This window comes from Nonomuraea sp. NPDC005501 (genome assembly GCF_040605905.1).
In the GTDB taxonomy this organism is placed as follows: domain Bacteria; phylum Actinomycetota; class Actinomycetes; order Streptosporangiales; family Streptosporangiaceae; genus Nonomuraea.
This window is the reverse complement of record NZ_JBEXDT010000048.1, coordinates 1-14,435: the sequence shown is the minus strand read 5'-3', so window position 1 is coordinate 14,435 and position 14,435 is coordinate 1. Positions and strand designations below refer to the sequence as shown.

General features: G+C 68.1%; 15 protein-coding genes and 3 pseudogenes. 14 read left to right on the top strand and 4 right to left on the bottom strand.

Features of this window, described 5'->3' with window-relative positions; translation table 11 throughout:
• Positions 1 to 43 precede the first annotated feature (43 nt).
• Both ABZS51_RS22990 and ABZS51_RS22985 read left to right on the top strand, forming a co-directional pair.
• Positions 44 to 1,555, top strand: coding sequence for a glycoside hydrolase family 43 protein (locus ABZS51_RS22990; RefSeq protein ID WP_355444550.1), 1,512 nt, complete (start codon positions 44 to 46; stop codon positions 1,553 to 1,555).
• Between the two features lie 62 nt (positions 1,556 to 1,617).
• Complete coding sequence (locus ABZS51_RS22985) at positions 1,618 to 2,040, top strand: VOC family protein (RefSeq protein WP_355444421.1); 423 nt, start codon at positions 1,618 to 1,620, stop codon at positions 2,038 to 2,040.
• Between the two features lie 179 nt (positions 2,041 to 2,219).
• Here the strand turns inward: ABZS51_RS22985 and ABZS51_RS22980 are convergent, their stop codons facing one another.
• Together ABZS51_RS22980 and ABZS51_RS22975 are read right to left on the bottom strand one after the other, a co-directional pair.
• Positions 2,220 to 2,753: a serine hydrolase domain-containing protein gene (locus ABZS51_RS22980; RefSeq protein ID WP_355444418.1), complete on the bottom strand. Its 534-nt coding sequence runs from the start codon at positions 2,751 to 2,753 to the stop codon at positions 2,220 to 2,222.
• A gap of 44 nt (positions 2,754 to 2,797) precedes the next feature.
• On the bottom strand, positions 2,798 to 3,514 hold the full coding sequence (locus ABZS51_RS22975) for a poly-gamma-glutamate hydrolase family protein (protein ID WP_355444416.1): 717 nt from the start codon (positions 3,512 to 3,514) through the stop codon (positions 2,798 to 2,800).
• Between the two features lie 356 nt (positions 3,515 to 3,870).
• Between ABZS51_RS22975 and ABZS51_RS22970 the strand changes: the two genes are divergently transcribed.
• The 11 genes and pseudogenes from ABZS51_RS22970 (at position 3,871) to ABZS51_RS22920 (ending at position 11,323) form a co-directional block, all read left to right on the top strand.
• Positions 3,871 to 4,182: an alpha/beta hydrolase gene (locus tag ABZS51_RS22970; protein ID WP_355444413.1), complete on the top strand. Its 312-nt coding sequence runs from the start codon at positions 3,871 to 3,873 to the stop codon at positions 4,180 to 4,182.
• Positions 4,179 to 4,751, top strand: a complete 573-nt coding sequence (locus tag ABZS51_RS22965) for a hypothetical protein (RefSeq protein ID WP_355444410.1) — start codon at positions 4,179 to 4,181, stop codon at positions 4,749 to 4,751. Before ABZS51_RS22970 ends, ABZS51_RS22965 begins: the two co-directional genes overlap by 4 nt.
• A gap of 473 nt (positions 4,752 to 5,224) precedes the next feature.
• The gene (locus ABZS51_RS22960; protein ID WP_355444407.1) at positions 5,225 to 6,232 is read left to right on the top strand and encodes a DUF4236 domain-containing protein; all 1,008 of its coding nucleotides are present in this window, start codon (positions 5,225 to 5,227) and stop codon (positions 6,230 to 6,232) included.
• 180 nt (positions 6,233 to 6,412) lie between these two features.
• A pseudogene (locus ABZS51_RS22955) lies at positions 6,413 to 6,882 on the top strand (MFS transporter); the annotation flags it as partial.
• 232 nt (positions 6,883 to 7,114) lie between these two features.
• Positions 7,115 to 7,615: a hypothetical protein gene (locus tag ABZS51_RS22950; RefSeq protein ID WP_355444560.1), complete on the top strand. Its 501-nt coding sequence runs from the start codon at positions 7,115 to 7,117 to the stop codon at positions 7,613 to 7,615.
• A gap of 168 nt (positions 7,616 to 7,783) precedes the next feature.
• The gene (locus tag ABZS51_RS22945; RefSeq protein ID WP_355444404.1) at positions 7,784 to 8,122 is read left to right on the top strand and encodes a YciI family protein; all 339 of its coding nucleotides are present in this window, start codon (positions 7,784 to 7,786) and stop codon (positions 8,120 to 8,122) included.
• The gene (locus tag ABZS51_RS22940; protein WP_355444401.1) at positions 8,122 to 9,282 is read left to right on the top strand and encodes a sigma-70 family RNA polymerase sigma factor; all 1,161 of its coding nucleotides are present in this window, start codon (positions 8,122 to 8,124) and stop codon (positions 9,280 to 9,282) included. Before ABZS51_RS22945 ends, ABZS51_RS22940 begins: the two co-directional genes overlap by 1 nt.
• Before the next feature lie 77 nt (positions 9,283 to 9,359).
• Positions 9,360 to 9,815 (top strand): nuclear transport factor 2 family protein, encoded by a 456-nt coding sequence (locus ABZS51_RS22935; protein ID WP_355444398.1) that lies wholly within the window; start codon positions 9,360 to 9,362, stop codon positions 9,813 to 9,815.
• A 15-nt stretch (positions 9,816 to 9,830) separates the two neighbouring features.
• Positions 9,831 to 10,202: a DoxX family protein gene (locus ABZS51_RS22930; protein ID WP_355444395.1), complete on the top strand. Its 372-nt coding sequence runs from the start codon at positions 9,831 to 9,833 to the stop codon at positions 10,200 to 10,202.
• Positions 10,203 to 10,462: 260 nt separating this feature from the next.
• Positions 10,463 to 11,005 carry an SDR family NAD(P)-dependent oxidoreductase gene (locus tag ABZS51_RS22925; protein WP_355444392.1) on the top strand — a complete coding sequence of 181 codons (543 nt, stop codon included), beginning with the start codon at positions 10,463 to 10,465 and terminating at the stop codon, positions 11,003 to 11,005.
• Positions 11,006 to 11,044: 39 nt separating this feature from the next.
• Entirely contained in the window at positions 11,045 to 11,323 is a 279-nt protein-coding gene (locus ABZS51_RS22920) for a hypothetical protein (RefSeq protein WP_355444389.1), read from the top strand.
• 341 nt (positions 11,324 to 11,664) lie between these two features.
• On the opposite strand, the pseudogene ABZS51_RS22915 reads toward ABZS51_RS22920, so the two are convergent.
• Together ABZS51_RS22915 and ABZS51_RS22910 are read right to left on the bottom strand one after the other, a co-directional pair.
• Positions 11,665 to 13,018: pseudogene (locus tag ABZS51_RS22915) on the bottom strand (IS1380 family transposase).
• A gap of 69 nt (positions 13,019 to 13,087) precedes the next feature.
• Positions 13,088 to 13,288: pseudogene (locus tag ABZS51_RS22910) on the bottom strand (transposase); the annotation flags it as partial.
• Positions 13,289 to 13,841: 553 nt separating this feature from the next.
• On the opposite strand from ABZS51_RS22910, the gene ABZS51_RS22905 reads away from it, so the two are divergent.
• Positions 13,842 to 14,285 carry a hypothetical protein gene (locus ABZS51_RS22905; protein WP_355444386.1) on the top strand — a complete coding sequence of 148 codons (444 nt, stop codon included), beginning with the start codon at positions 13,842 to 13,844 and terminating at the stop codon, positions 14,283 to 14,285.
• Positions 14,286 to 14,435: the final 150 nt, after the last annotated feature.

The window sequence follows — 14,435 nt, the reverse complement described above, 5'->3', positions numbered from 1 at the left end:
ATGTGCGGGCGCCCGAATCTCCACCACTACCTTGTGAGCCTTGATGCGCGAGTATGGCAATCCAGTCATCGGCGGATTCTTCCCCGACCCGAGCGTGTGCCGGGTCGGCGATGACTATTACCTGGTGTGCTCCAGCTTCGAGTACTTCCCCGGCGTGCCGATCTTCCACAGCCGGGATCTGGTGCACTGGCAGCAGATCGGCAACGTCCTGGACCGGCCTGCACAACTACGGCTCCCCCCGGGCATCCCGGCATCGCGTGGCGTCTACGCTCCCACCATCCGCCACCACGACGGCCGGTTCTACATGATCACCACGTTGGTCGGCGCCGGTGGCACCTGCATCGTCTCCAGCGACCGTCCCGAAGGCCCCTGGTCCGACCCGGTGTGGTTCGACCTGCCCGGCATCGACCCCGACCTGGCCTGGGACGAGAGCGGCGACTGCTGGTGCGCCGTCTCCGGCATCAACGTGGCCCGCATCGATCTCCGGCGCGGCACGGTGCTGGAGGGCCCCTATCCGGCCTGGCCGGGCACCGGCCTGCAGTTCCCGGAGGCGCCGCACCTCTACCGGATCGGCGACTGGTGGTACCTGCTGATCGCCGAAGGCGGCACCGCGCGCGGCCACTGCGTGTCCGTGGCCCGCGCTCGCTCACCACGGGGCCCGTACGAGACGGCGCCGGCCAATCCGATTCTGACCCACCGCAGCACCAACCGGCCGATCCAGAGCACCGGCCACGCCGATCTCATCCAGGCAGCCGACGGCACCTGGTGGATGCTGCTGCTCGGCACCCGCCCACGCGGCGGCACTCCCGGCTTCCACGTGCTCGGGCGCGAGACCTTCCTCGTCCCGGTGACCTGGCAGGACGGCTGGCCCACCACCGGGCCGGTGGAGGAGCGCCACTCCGCCCCCTCGACGTGGCACCCCCTGCCCGAGCCCGCATCCCGGGACGACTTCGACGGGCCGTCCCTGGCACCCTGCTGGGTCTCACCCCGCAGCCGTCCCCACACCTCGTGGTCACTGACCGAACGTCCCGGCTGGCTGACCCTGCACGCCACCGGCCCCACCTTGGACCGCCCCGGCCATACCTTCATCGGCCGCCGCCAGCAGCACCATGACTGCCGCATCCAGGCCCGGATGGATCCCGGTACGGCCACCGGCGGTCTGTCCGTCCGCCTCGACGAGGCTCATCACTACGATCTGGAGGTGGGTGGCGGGCACGTGCGCGTGATCGCCAGAATCGGCCCCCTGCGCCAGCAGGTGGCGAGCCGCCCGCTACCGCCCGGCCCGGTGAACCTGGCCATCGACATCCGTACGCACGGCATCCTGCCGCCGTCCCTCAGCAGCTCCGACCAGCTCGACAGCGAACCCTTGGGCGTGTTCGCCACCGGGCCGGACACCATCGTCCTGTCGGCGGGGGAGGAGCCGCTGGCCGAGTTGGACGGCCGCTACCTGTCCACGGAAGTCGCCACCGGCTTCACCGGGCGGGTCATCGGCATGTACGCCACCGCGCGCTCGGCCGCCTTCGACTGGTTCACCTACCAACCCGTGCAGCCCTGAGCAGAGGGCGGCTCGACCTTCATCAACGGCCAACTCGTCGAGCGTCCAGAAGGGGCCGCGGCATGAACGACAAGCCCACCACCGGAACACTGCACCACGTCGAGATATGGGTGCCTGACCTCCAGCGCGCCGTCGTCAGCTGGCAGTGGCTGCTGCAGGCGCTCGGCTACACCCTCTTCCAGGACTGGAGCGATGGGCGCAGCTGGCGGCTGGGGGCCACCTATCTGGTCCTGGAGCAGTCACCCGCGCTCAGCGCCGACCGGCACGACCGTTGCCGTCCTGGATTGAACCACCTGGCCTTCCACGTGGAAAGCCGCGCCCTGGTCGACGCTCTGGCCGAGCATGCGCCCGAACATGGCTGGACCCTGATGTTCCCCGATCGCCACCCGCACGCCGGTGGCGAACAGCATTACGCCGCCTATCTGGAGGACATGGACGGGTTCGAGGTCGAGCTCGTCGCCACCGACATGACAGACCAGTCCTGAGAATCCTGCTGCAACCGGCCACAACTCTTGGCGATTGCTCCACGAGATCGCGATGCCAACGCGAGATCGTCGCGGGTGTGACTACTGAGCCGGCCCGGCGCAGTACACCTTCTTGACGAGAGTGTCGATCAGCTTCTGGAAGTCCTTCGCCGGGCCCCTGGTGGCCTCGTCCACCCAGGTCACCGAGGCGGTCGGGTCTTCTTGCCGTCGGGTGAGCTGTACATCAGCGCCCCGTAGCCGTGCGGGGGGCTGCCGTTGTGCTGGTAGACGGTGCCGCAGTCCGGGCCCAGGTCCTGCACGAACAGCCCGAAGCCGTAGCCGAGCTCCCCGTACGGCTTGCGCATCTCGGCCAGCAGCGGGGCCGGCAGGAGCTTGCCGCCCATCAGCACGGAGATGAACGTGTGGAGGTCCTGGGTGGTCGAGATCATGTCACCGGCGCCGGCCAGGAGGGACTGGTTCTGGCGGGCGATGTCGACCGTCCTCCACTGGCCGGCGTCCTCGTAGCGGTAGTAGCCGTGGGCGTGCGGGCCGGGGAGCTCGGCCCGGTTTCCCCGCACCACGGTGCCGCGCAGCCCGAGCGGCCCCAGGATCCGCCGCCGCATCTCCTTGGCATAGGTACGGCCGGTGATCTTCTCGATCAGCAGCAGGGCCAGCGTGTAGTTGGTGTTGGAGTACTTCTGGCCCGTCCCCGGCTCGAACCGCGCCGGCCTCACATCCGCCGGGGCCTCGCCCTATCACGTTGTGCGGGCTCTGCGGCCTACCGGGGCAGGCCGGCGCGTGCGACAGTCGAGGCCAGGGCCCGGTTGACCGCCGCAGCGTAACGGTAGAACGCCGTGGTGCGGTTGGCCGGGTTCTCGATCCAGGAGCGGGCCAGCCTTCCGTCTTTGAAGAACTGCTCGCGTTGGCCTTGGGACAGTTCGAGCTGGACGCCCCGGTCCCTGAGGTTTCTGTTGGCGATGTTGCGCGGGCTGTCTCCGCCGATCTCTTCGGGGACCGAGTCAGCGACCGTGAAGCCGGCGGCGCGGAGCTCGGCGCTGATAGTTTCGATCAACACGGTGTCGCGGCCTCCCACGTATGTGGCCGCCTTGGCGCCGGACGCGCCGTGCCAGGAGACGGTGTAGCTGCTCTGAGCGACCAGCCTCACCGCACTCGGCTCGTCGAAGCGGGTGGAGGTGAGATGCAGGTCGGAGTTGCCGGCGGGCTTGATGCCCTCGAAGGAGTAGAAGGCGTGGTCGCCCGCCTTCGCCGCGTAGTCCGCGAGCTGAGTGGTGGGGGCTTCGATGGCGCCGCCGTGGATGGCGATGTGCGCCACCTTCGCTCCGCGAGTGGACCGCTGGGCGATCCGGTAGTCCTTGCCCTTCACCTCGTGCGCCGCGAGCTCGGCGTAGCTGCCGTACTCGTCAGCCGCCTGCGCCGGTACCGCGCTGCCGACCAAGCCGGCCACGACTCCGAAGACGAGTAGAGCTCTCTTCACCGAATGCTCCCGACGTGATCTTGGACATTGCGGGCGAGAGCCTAGCAAGTGTCGGCGTACGGAGCCACGTGCAGAGTCAGGTATCTACGGCCGCCCGCAAGTCTCAGCAGGCGTGCCCCGACGCGGACGGTGGCATCGCCGAGAACGCGGCGTGGTCGCGCCGGATCGCCGAGGCCGGCGCCCGCAACGGCGGGCCGCTGATCGGGGCGCCAATGCGCTCTACTCCCCGCCCAATTGCCTGATGCTGGCCGGGCTCATGCAAGCCGCTCTGAACCGTGCCGAGCTGCCCGTTCCGAACACGCCGGAGGAGGCCGCCCTCCAGAACACCGCCGCGCATGCCGGTGCAACGACATCGAATGGCCGAACTCGATCGCCCGGCACCAGCGGCAGGTCAAGCGCAACCTGGCCGTCTACCCGCTGACTGCGGGCATGCCGGGTCAACCTCGGGCCGTGCGCGCACTGGCCGTTCAAGCCCGCTGAGCGAGCCACGCGGATCAGCTCGCGCGGCCCGCAATGTCCTGCTGATCCAGAATCGGCGCGATCCGTCCACGCCCTGCAGCGGGGCGCTGAAGATGCGCGAGGCGATGATGACCGACAAGTTCGCAACGGACATCGTGCTCGAAGCTGCTGAACTTTTCTCACGTCCGTCCTATCCAACCCTGATGTGAACAAGATCCAGAAACTTGCCGCCCTGTCCGTGCTCCCTGTCGCCGCAGCTCTCCTGGCGCTCCCCGCACAGGCGGCGGAGCGCCCGAGCTGCCCCGTCCCCAGCAAGGTGGAGGCGAAGCGGTCGTTTGATGCCAAGTCCGACAAGCCGCCGAGAGGTGCCACCGCCATCAAGGGACTGCACGTCAACCACCTGCCGAAGGGCTTCACGTACGGACAGGTCGTCGTCAACAAGCACGACGGCATCACCGAGTACGGCTACCAGTGGACCGACGACCGCGACGACGTGGACCTCCGGCACCGGTCGCTGTGGGTCAGGGTGGTGTGCTGGCCGAAGGCAAGCTCACTGGCACAGCTCAGGAACGCGCCGTTCGACACGGGGACGTTCTCCGGAAACACCAGGACCGTGAAGATCGGCGACCGTCAGGTGCTCACCCAGAAGGGTGACGGCGCGCTGGGCCACGGCCGGTACGCCGGCTGGGTCGAGCGGAAGGGCGTCGTCGTCACCGTGATGGCCAGTCAGCCTCTCGTGCCCGAGCTGACGAAGGTCATCAAGGGCATCGAGCTCTGAACCGGCCGACCCCGGCCTCCACGCGTTGCCGCGACGCGCCGCCCAGCAGGGAATCCTGGGCTCCTCACCGACCTGGGAGTGTCCGGACGTACGAGGAGTCGCGACCTCACGGGGCCTCATGCGCGACTGTGGGCGCAGCGCGCGCTCCGTCGTCAATCCGGGACAGACGCGGGAACTGCTGACGGCGGTCACCTACGTCGGGCGTTCGCGGTCCGATGCTGCGTAACTCCCGCCCTTACGCCGCGTGCCGGCTGCCTACGAGACCCGCTTCAACGAATACGCCCGCATCGCCCCTTGCGCCAGGAGGGCTGGCGTCCCCTTAAGTCGGACACGGGTGACGGCGTGGCGGTCGATCTCCAGGACCTCGATCTGCCAGTCGTCGCCCGTGACCGTGTCCTCTTGCTGCGATCACGCTATCGGGTCGTATCTCACAGCCGCGGTAACGGGCACCGGGGTCCGAAGGATTCCTCATCGTGGGTTTCTATGTGCGTACCAGGCTCAGGGCTGGACCGTTCCGTTTCACCCTCAGCCAGGCTGGGATGGGGGTCTCGGCCGGAATCCCGGGTCTTCGGGTGGGGATGACCCCCCGCGGCAACGTCGTGCGCATGGGACGCGGAGGGATCTCCTACCGCACCGTCGCGCCCGACCGTGACGTGGTCATGCACGATGTCGTCAGCCTGGTCCCGGCCCAGCCGAGTGACGTCGTCCAGCAGTTGCAGAAGGCCGCCGAACGCCGGCCGTACTGGCCGTTCGCCCTGGCCGCCCTGCTCGTCGCGGGGCTGGTGACAGGACGCTTCGGCCTGGTCATCGTCGCCGTCGGGCTGCCTTGCGTGATCTGGGTGGCGTTGCGCGATCGGGCGGCTCGCGCGGTGGTCGTCATGTACGACGTGACCGACGAGGCCGCTTGGCGCTTCGATCACCTCGTCAGCTCGATCACCGGCCTCCAACGGGCCCACGGGTTCTGGCTGATCACCGCATCCGGCGCGATCACCAACACTCACCAGTTCAAGGTGAACGCCGGCGCCTCCAGAGTGATGCGCAGGCTGAACGCCTCGGCCCGGTTGGCGGGACCGCGGATCCTGGTCACCAACGTCGCCGTCCCGACCCTGACCGCAGGCAGCCTGTCGGTGCACTTCCTCCCCGACCGGGTCCTGATCCGTGACGGCCGCCATGTCGCCGACCTCGCCTATCAGCACCTCCAAGTCGGCGTGGAACACGCCCGCTTCATCGAAGAAGGCCCGGTGCCACGCGACGGCACGGTCGTGGACTCCACCTGGCGCTACGTCAACGTCAAGGGCGGCCCCGACCGCCGTTTCAAGAACAACGCCCGCCTGCCCATCCTGGTGTACGGCAGGCTCATCCTCCGCAGCCACAGCGGTCTCAACCTCGTCTGGGATGCCTCTCAGGTCCCGCTGGTCCAGGCTGTGGCGAACGCCCTCCACCAGTCCATCGCCGCTCGCCCATCTGTGATCCACCCCTGAGGAGCCCCACCGAGCCCCGGGCGCACCGGGGAGTGCCCCGCCGTGGCCGTGTGGACGGTCGAGCAACTGACCGAGTAACGTCAAGATCCAGTGCGTGCCACGGACAAGCCGCGCGAGCTGCGCGAGCCCGCGGACCCCCGCCGCTGGAAGGCGCTGACGGTGATATGCACGGCGCAGCTCATGCTGATGCTGGACCTCACCGTGATCAATGTCGCCTTGCCTGATCTCGGCGCCGACCTGGGCCTGAGCCGTGGGGCCTTCACCTGGCTGGTCAGCGTCTACACGCTGTTCCTCGGCGGGCAGCTGCTGCTCGGCGGCCGGCTCGCCGACGTCTTCGGTGCGCGTTCTATGATCCTGACCGGTCTGGCGGTCTTCATCCTCGCCTCCCTGGTCAATGGCTTGGCGCAAAACGAGAACCTGCTGATCGGTGGCCGCCTCTGTCAGGGCATCGGGGCCGCGGTGCTGTCCCCGGCCGCGCTGCGAGCCCTCACCGGCATCTTCCACGCACCGAACGCCACAAGGCGCTGGGCGTGTGGCCCTCTCTCGGCGGCATCGGCTTCGCCGTCGGGGTGTTCGCCGGTGGGCTGCTTACCAGCGGCCCTGGCTGGCGCTGGGTTTTTTTCATCAATATTCCGATCGGTCTCGTCGCTCTGGTCGCCATCCGGGTCCTGGTGCTAGAGCGCAGGACAGAGGGCGCCACCTGGCGTATCGACGCACTGGGTGCGGTGACCGTCACCGCCGCCACCGGCTCGTTCATCTACGGCATGATCAACGCAGGTGACCATGGCTGGGCGGATCCCGGCACGCTGGTGCCCATCGCGGCCGCCGTCGTCTTGTACGTGGCGTTCACGGTCGTCGAAACGCAAAGTGCAGAATCCCTTGATGCGCCCGGACATGCTGGTGCGTCGTCCGGTCGCGACCGGCGCCTTTCCCATGCTCATCGCGGCCGGCGTGAGAGTCGCGGACCTGTTCATCACTTCGCAGTATCTGCAGCACCTTCGCGGCTACAGCGCGCTGGAGACCGGCCTGTTCTTCCTGCCCACGGCCCTGGCCACCATGGTCGGTGCCATTGTGGGCGGCCGCCTGGTCGGCACCATCGGCACCCGCCCCGTCGCCGTCGCCGGCCTGGCCCTGGTCGCCATCGGCAACGGACTGCTCATCGGCCTGTCGGCAACCGGCAACGTCTACGCCCGAGCCCCTGAACCGTCGCCCCGCGACAATCCGGCGGATCTGATCGACGTGGCTGTCGAGGAGTTGCTCCGGCTCCGGCTGGAGCTGCTCGGATACACGACGCTACGACGTACGCACCCTGCTCTACACCGCTGCCGCAATCCCATGATTTCGCGCAGGAGGACGCCATTCAGGGCTCCGCAAGGTCGTTGAGCCTGTGCTCGGCTGCCACCGAGCGCGGTGGTCCAGCGGTATCGGGTGGCCGCAGGCTCTCGCCCCGGGGAAAGCCGCGCAGACCCATGCATTACGGTTTCAGGGCATCCTAAAAGTAATGGACATCCCGACTGCGCACGTACGAGCCCATAACCCCCGGAGGTCGCGATGCAGTACGCCCTCTTGATCTACACCAAGCCGGGCTACCACGAGGCGTTGTCCGATGCGGAACGCGAGGAGGCCTATGCGGAGTATTTCGCGCTGGCCGACGACGCCCGCTACGTCGCCGGCGCGCAGCTGCAACCCGCCGAGACGGCGACCACCGTGCGGATGGTCGGCGACCGGATGCTGACGACCGACGGCCCCTTCGCCGACACCAAGGAGGTCCTCGGCGGCCTCTGCCTGATCGAGGCGGCCGACCTGCAGGAGGCGCTCGACCTGGCGGCTCGCATCCCGGCTGCCCGGTTCGGCGCCACGGTCGAGGTCAGGCCGCTGGTGCGGCGCTGATGCTGCTCGACGCGGTCTTCCGGGATGAATGGGGCCGGGTGCTGGCCTCACTGGTCGGCTATCTCGGGGACTTCGACAAGGCAGAGGAAGCCGCGCAGGAGGCATTCGCGATCGCGGCGGAGCGCTGGCCCGCCTCGGGCATGCCGCCCAAGCCGGGGGCGTGGCTGGTGACCACGGCCCGCAACCGGGCGATCGACCGGATCCGCCGTGAGCGGACCCTGGCAGAGAAGATCCCCCTGCTGCCGGTGCCGGAGGCCGTTATGGACGAGCTCGACGAAAGCGTGATCAAGGACGAGCGGCTCGAGCTGATCTACATGTGCTGCCATCCGGCGCTACTACTGGAAGGGCAGGTGGCACTCACCCTGCGTGCCCTTGGAGGCCTGCAGACCGCCGAGATCGCCAGGGCGTTCATGGTCTCCGAGGAGACCATGAAGCGCCGCCTGTCCCGGGCCAAGAGCAAGATCCAGGCGGCCGCGATGCCGTTCGCGGTACCCGATGCCCGTCAGCTTCCCGAGCGCCTCGATGCGGTGCTGACCGTCATCTATCTGATCTACAACGAGGGCTACAGCGGCCGCGTCGACCTTGGCGCCGAGGCCATCCGCCTGGGGCGACTGCTCATCGGGCTCCTGCCGGACGAACCCGAGGCGCACGGGCTGCTCGCGCTGATGATGATCCACCACGCCCGGCGGCAGGCCCGGTTCTCCGGCGAAGATCTTGTCCTGCTCGACGATCAGGACCGCTCGCTCTGGGACATGGGTCAGATCGACGAGGGACGCGCGGTGCTCGACCAGGCGCTCGTCCTCGGCGGGCGGGGCGCTTACGTCGTCCAGGCCGTGATCGCGTCCCTGCAGACACACGAGCGCATCGATTGGCGCCAGGTCGCGGAGCTGTACGGGCGTCTGGTGAAGCTCACCGGTTCGCCCGTGGTCGAGCTGAATCGTGCGGCGGCGCTCGCCCAGGCCGGCGACCCCGTCGCCGCCCTGAGCGTCGTCGACGGCCTTGACCTGCACGACTACCTCTACTTCCACTCCACCCGCGCCGAGCTGCTGCGGCGTCTCGGCCGCAGGGAAGAGGCCAGAGCGGCCTACGGCCGGGCGCTGCAGATGGTCACCTCGACGCCCGAGCGCCGATTCCTCACCCGGCGGCTCGAAAATATTTGAACCGGGTTGTCCCCCCGGCGGGTCCTCGTTCGTCGCCTGGATGAAAGCGACGAATCTGAACCCGCGAAGGGGTAGCGATGCCAACGCAGCGCGAGACGGACGAGGCCGAGATCCGCGGCCGGATCGACAAGATCATCGAAGGGCTGCGCGCCAAGGATCTTGAGGGCCTGAAGCAGGTGTACTCCACGGACATCGTGTCCTTCGACATCGAGTCGCCTCTCCAGGACGTGGGGATCGAGGCGAAGCTCAAGAACTGGGCGAAGGTGTTCACGCTGTTCGAGAGCGTGAACTACGAGATCCGCGACCTGACGCTGACCGTGGGCGATGAGGTGGCCTTCGGGCACGCCTTCGGCCGGCTCAGCGGCACGCTGAAGGGCGGGCCGGCGACGAGCGGCATGTGGGTGAGGGTCACCTACGGCTTCCGTAGGATCGACGGCAGCTGGTGGATCACGCACGACCAGGTCTCGGTGCCGCTCGATGTCCAGAGCGGCAAGGGCATGACCGGCCTCGAGCCCCTGAGCGGCGCACGGTAACGGGTGACGACCTCAATGGACATCTTCCTGTGGATCCTCCAGGTCCTGCTGGCCGCCATGTTCGCCATGTCCGGCCTGGAGAAGGCCACCCAGCCAAGAGACAAGCTGATCGGCAAGTACCCGTGGATGGGGGACGTCCCCCTGGCGGCGGTGCGGCTCATCGCCGTGCCAGAGCTGCTCGGCGCGCTCGGCCTGATCCTCCCCGCCGCCACCGGGATCGCACCGATCCTGACGCCGATCGCCGCGACGGGACTGGCGATCCTGACCGTATGTGCTGCGGCCATGCACCTGCGCCGCAAGGAGACCTCCGGCCTCGCGGTCACGGCCGTCCTGTTCCTGATGAGCGTGGTCGTCGCCTGGGGCCGATTCGGCCCCTACGGCTGGTAGTCACCGCGCGGGCACGGCCGACCAGCAGTTCGACCATCGACATTTTTTCCTGTGTGGAAGGAACATCATGAGTTCAGAGCGTGAAACCTCGCGCCCCGGCTTCGGCGGGGACATCATCGCACCGGGCGCGGAAGCCTACGAAGCGGCCAGCCGCTCGATGCTGGTCGCGGGAGTCCAGCCATGATCCTGCGGCCCGAGAGCGTCACGGACGTGCAGGCCGCTGTCGAGCTCGCCATCGGCACGGGGCTCGTCCTGTCTGTATGAGCCCGCTCTGGGTCGTCCAGGCCGCCCTGCCTCATCTGCGCGAGCAGGGCGGCGGGCACATCATTCAGATCTCCTCCGTCGGCGGCCTCACCGTGTTCCCGCTCGGTGGTGGGTATGTCGCCTCCCAGTGGGCTCTGGAAGGCCTGAGTGAAACCCTCGCCCAGGAGGTCGCCGCGTTCGGGATCAAGGTGACCCTGGTCGAGCCCGGCTCCTACGACACCGAGGGTTACGCCACCGAAGATGCCGCCGGCGGCGTAACCGCCGACCGCAACCCGCTGTATGACGGCCTGCGTGCGAGCTTCGCCGAGTTCGCCAAGACACTCGATCTCGGCGACCCGGCCGCGGCAGGCCAGGCGATCCTGAAGATCGCCGATGCGGACAATCCGCCGCTGCGCGTGTTCTTCGGCATCCACGGCGACCAGATGGTCTCCCAGGTCTACGCCGACCGGCTCAAGACCTGGGCCGACTGGCAGGACCTATCGGTGCAGGCACACGGATCCCCCGGTGACCTCGGCCGCCTGAACCGGCGACCTCGCTGACAAGGGAAACGGCCCCAGTCGTTGCGAAAGAAGAATCTTATGAGAGTCCAACCGTTCCTGATCGCCCTCCTGGCCGCGCTGCCCCTGGCCACGGCCCCGTTGCCCGCCGCCGCGGATGGCGGGCGATTCAGCGGCAGGTGGAGCGACGGCTGGGCGACAGCTGTCCAGCGGCCCACCCTCGCCTGGTTCCCCACCTGGTCGCAGCAGGGCTTCGACAACCACTCCGTCCGGCAGATGATCCAGACCACTGCGGCCGGCGTACCCCTGCGCGTCCGGATGTCCAACGCCTACGGCACCACTCCGCTGCGGCTGACCTGAGCCACCATCGCCAAGACGAGAACGGGAGCTGCGGTGCGGCCGGGCACGTCCGGCCGCTGACCTTCGCCCGCTGACTTGAACCCACGACCCACGGATGTGGGCTAGATCCATCGGAGGCAGTGGGGCGGCGACCTGCGTCCCCTCGCGATGGTGATCACGCTCTCAATCGGGGACTCGAACCCCGGATGCTGTTGCCACCAAACGCATCAGCAGCTCGAATCTCGCCCGTTCCGATCGGTTCAGCGTAGGCCAACGGACGCAGACGGCGGGTGGCATCATCTCGGTGATGCGCGCCCCTCCGGTGGGTGTTCGCATCTCGTGCATGGTGATCACGGCGCCCGTCATGACGTGCTGGCAGCGCTCAGGGGTGAGGGGTGAGGGGTATGAGCCGCGGCGATGCGCAGGCGTAGCCGGCGGCCGCCGCGCACGAACCGTCCGGCCACCGCGAACAGCCGCAGGCGCAGGCGTTCGGGCTCGTAGGTCTGGGCGGCGGTGCCGGGCAGGGCGAGCAGTTGCATCCAGGCCAGGAGTTCGCAGGCCAGGGCGACGAGTTCACACCAGATCTGGTTGCGGGTGCAGTGGTGCAGCGGCAGGGTGGTCAGGCCGGTGTCCTTGGCGCAGCGGATGCGGTCTTCGGCGCGGGCGCGGCGGCGGTGACGGAGTTCCAGGTCGGCGAGCTGGCTGCGTTTGGCGTCGGAGACGAAGCAGGTGACGCGGTTGCCGTCGAGGTCGGTGAAGCGCAGCTGGGCGCCGGGATGCGGGCGCTCCTTGCGGGCGATAACGCGCATCCCTCTCGGCCAGCCGGGCAACTCCAGCAGGCCGGTGAGTTCGGCTACCCAGGCGCCGGGCCGCACGTGCCGGTCGGCGTCATAGGCGGGCGTCCACGCACTGGCGGGCAGGCGCACCGACCTGCCGGATCTCCTCGGCGAGGGTGAACCCGATCGAGTACGACAAGCGGCGGCCCGGTTTGGTGAGCCAGGTGAGCTACTCGTGGGTGCCGCCGCCGGAGTCGGTGTGGATCAGCACCTGCCGTCGGCGGTGCTTGGGAAGCTGGGCTGGCGCCAGGCGAATGGCCTCGATGTAGTCGGCGGCGGTGTTGGAAGCCGGCGTTGCCCGTCGCAACACGATGGCCAGCGGTTCACCGGACCCTTGCGGGCCGTGGTCGGCGAAGACCGTCATCGGGTGGAAGCCGAAGGTGTGTTTCCAAGTCGGCGCGGCGTGCTGTTTGTCAGAGTGGGCGATGACGATGGTGGCGTCGAGGTCGAGCGGGATCAGCTCGCCGTCACCGCCTGGCGCCCGTGTTGCGGCCAGGTTCCAGGCTCGTTCGCGGGCCAGGGCCCGTGCCGCGCGCAGGGCCTTGAGCGCCTTGGCCTCATCACGGGCGAGCCGGTCGATCAGCCGGGAGACGGTGGGGTCGGAGGCGACGGAACCGAACAGGTCGGGCTGGGCGCGCAGCAGGGCGATGTCGGCCAGGCAGTCCCCGCCCAGGGCAAGGCTGACGGCCAGGTCGGCCACGATTTTGCCGGGATCGTGCACCGCGCGGGCCGGTCGCCAGTGCTCCAGCTGCGCCGACAGTGCCCGGTCCAGGTCGGTGACGTGCAGGGTCTTGAGCAGCAGCAGGCTCCCGGCATGGGAGAGCAGCCCGGTGCCGTCCGCGGAGGCGGTGATGGTGCGGTGGGAGGCGATAGTCTTCACGTGGAAAGTGGAGAAGGAGGTCTTGCGCAAGGCCGCGGCTTTCTTCGCGCGGAGGATCTTGTTCTCACGACGCAGCCGAGCCAGTTCCTCCTTCTCGGCGCTGGTCAGCCCGTCCTGGCGGCGGCCATCATCGAGGTCGGCCTGGCGCACCCAGGTACGGATCGACTGCGCGGAGGGCTGGAAGTCCTTGGCCAGTTCCTCCGGCGTCCGTCCGGCACGCACCAGCTCCAGCATCTGCCGGCGAAACCCCGGCGGATAGTTGTTCGGCACTGCAGACTCCTTCTTCGGGGAACCAGGGTTCCCCAGAGATCAGGTGTCCACCAAACCGGGCCAACTCCACATTGAAGAGTAGGGCGGGTGGGACTTGAACCCACGACCCACGAATTATGAGTGGAGCGCTGCCCTTTCCCTGAGCGGCACGCTGATCGGCGGCGGGTGTAGTCATTCCCTCCCGGCCGAGGGGAGGCGTTCCGCGCATGTTCCGGATCTTGTTCTCGACCTGATCGATCAAGAGCGGCTCTGTCCGACCGTCACCCAGGTACTCGGTGGGCCGGGGCTGAGGAACGAAGCCCCGGACCGGCGATCGCCCCCGACCACGTGCGGAAACTAGTCACCGCAGGGCGATCGTGAGTGCCGCACCACTCTCCTACCGGAAAGCAATTGAGCTACAGTTCCATTCTGGGATGTTCGCTACGAAATGTCACAACTTTATGGCAGCCGACCTTGAAGGCATCTCGTGATCCGAGTCATCGCTCAGGTCCGTGGTCTATCAACAGCGTTGATCGCGTGCTCGTACGCGGCGGCCGTACTCACACTGACGTGGTTGACCAACGACGGTCACCTCGGCGATGCCATGTACGGGGTGCTGGCCATGGTCATGATGGCCTTCCCCCTCTCCCTTGTCGGGACGTCCTTGAACGGAACGCTGAAAGAAGCGGTCTACCCCAAGAAGCTCGATGACCCCACCTACGGTTGGGACTACCCATACGGCTGGGATTACGTCCTGATGGCCTGGCCGGGGATCATCACGGCCATCGTCTTGGCGCTCCTGCTGACATGGCGGCGCACCCGTTCGGCAGGACATGTCACGGGCTGGATCCTGGCCGCGGCCGTCTTCGTGGTGGGACTGATCACCACCTTCGACGGGTGGGCGCCACGCCGTCCATACGGCTGGCCCTTCCTCGTGTACGGACTGATCATGGTCATCGGTGCAATCGCCGCCGCACGTAAGTCTGCACCGAAGGAAGCTGTCACCAGCGGTGTGTAGCGGGCCTTGGCTCGTGTTCCACGTGTGAGGAATCACAACATCTGGGCGCGGCCCACGTGCGGCGGGTCGAATGGGTACGGCGGGGCCGGCGCGAGGTGGGCGGCCCCGAGTCCCGCCGCCGTCCGGGACCGGCGCCCACGCCGCACGCCC

Coding starts and splice junctions, on each gene's coding strand:
- ABZS51_RS22990 (WP_355444550.1), top strand. CDS start 44: ATGCGCGAGTATGGCAATCCAGTCATCGGCGGATTCTTCCCCGACCCG.
- ABZS51_RS22985 (WP_355444421.1), top strand. CDS start 1,618: ATGAACGACAAGCCCACCACCGGAACACTGCACCACGTCGAGATATGG.
- ABZS51_RS22970 (WP_355444413.1), top strand. CDS start 3,871: ATGGCCGAACTCGATCGCCCGGCACCAGCGGCAGGTCAAGCGCAACCT.
- ABZS51_RS22950 (WP_355444560.1), top strand. CDS start 7,115: ATGCGCCCGGACATGCTGGTGCGTCGTCCGGTCGCGACCGGCGCCTTT.
- ABZS51_RS22945 (WP_355444404.1), top strand. CDS start 7,784: ATGCAGTACGCCCTCTTGATCTACACCAAGCCGGGCTACCACGAGGCG.
- ABZS51_RS22940 (WP_355444401.1), top strand. CDS start 8,122: ATGCTGCTCGACGCGGTCTTCCGGGATGAATGGGGCCGGGTGCTGGCC.
- ABZS51_RS22935 (WP_355444398.1), top strand. CDS start 9,360: ATGCCAACGCAGCGCGAGACGGACGAGGCCGAGATCCGCGGCCGGATC.
- ABZS51_RS22930 (WP_355444395.1), top strand. CDS start 9,831: ATGGACATCTTCCTGTGGATCCTCCAGGTCCTGCTGGCCGCCATGTTC.
- ABZS51_RS22925 (WP_355444392.1), top strand. CDS start 10,463: ATGAGCCCGCTCTGGGTCGTCCAGGCCGCCCTGCCTCATCTGCGCGAG.
- ABZS51_RS22920 (WP_355444389.1), top strand. CDS start 11,045: ATGAGAGTCCAACCGTTCCTGATCGCCCTCCTGGCCGCGCTGCCCCTG.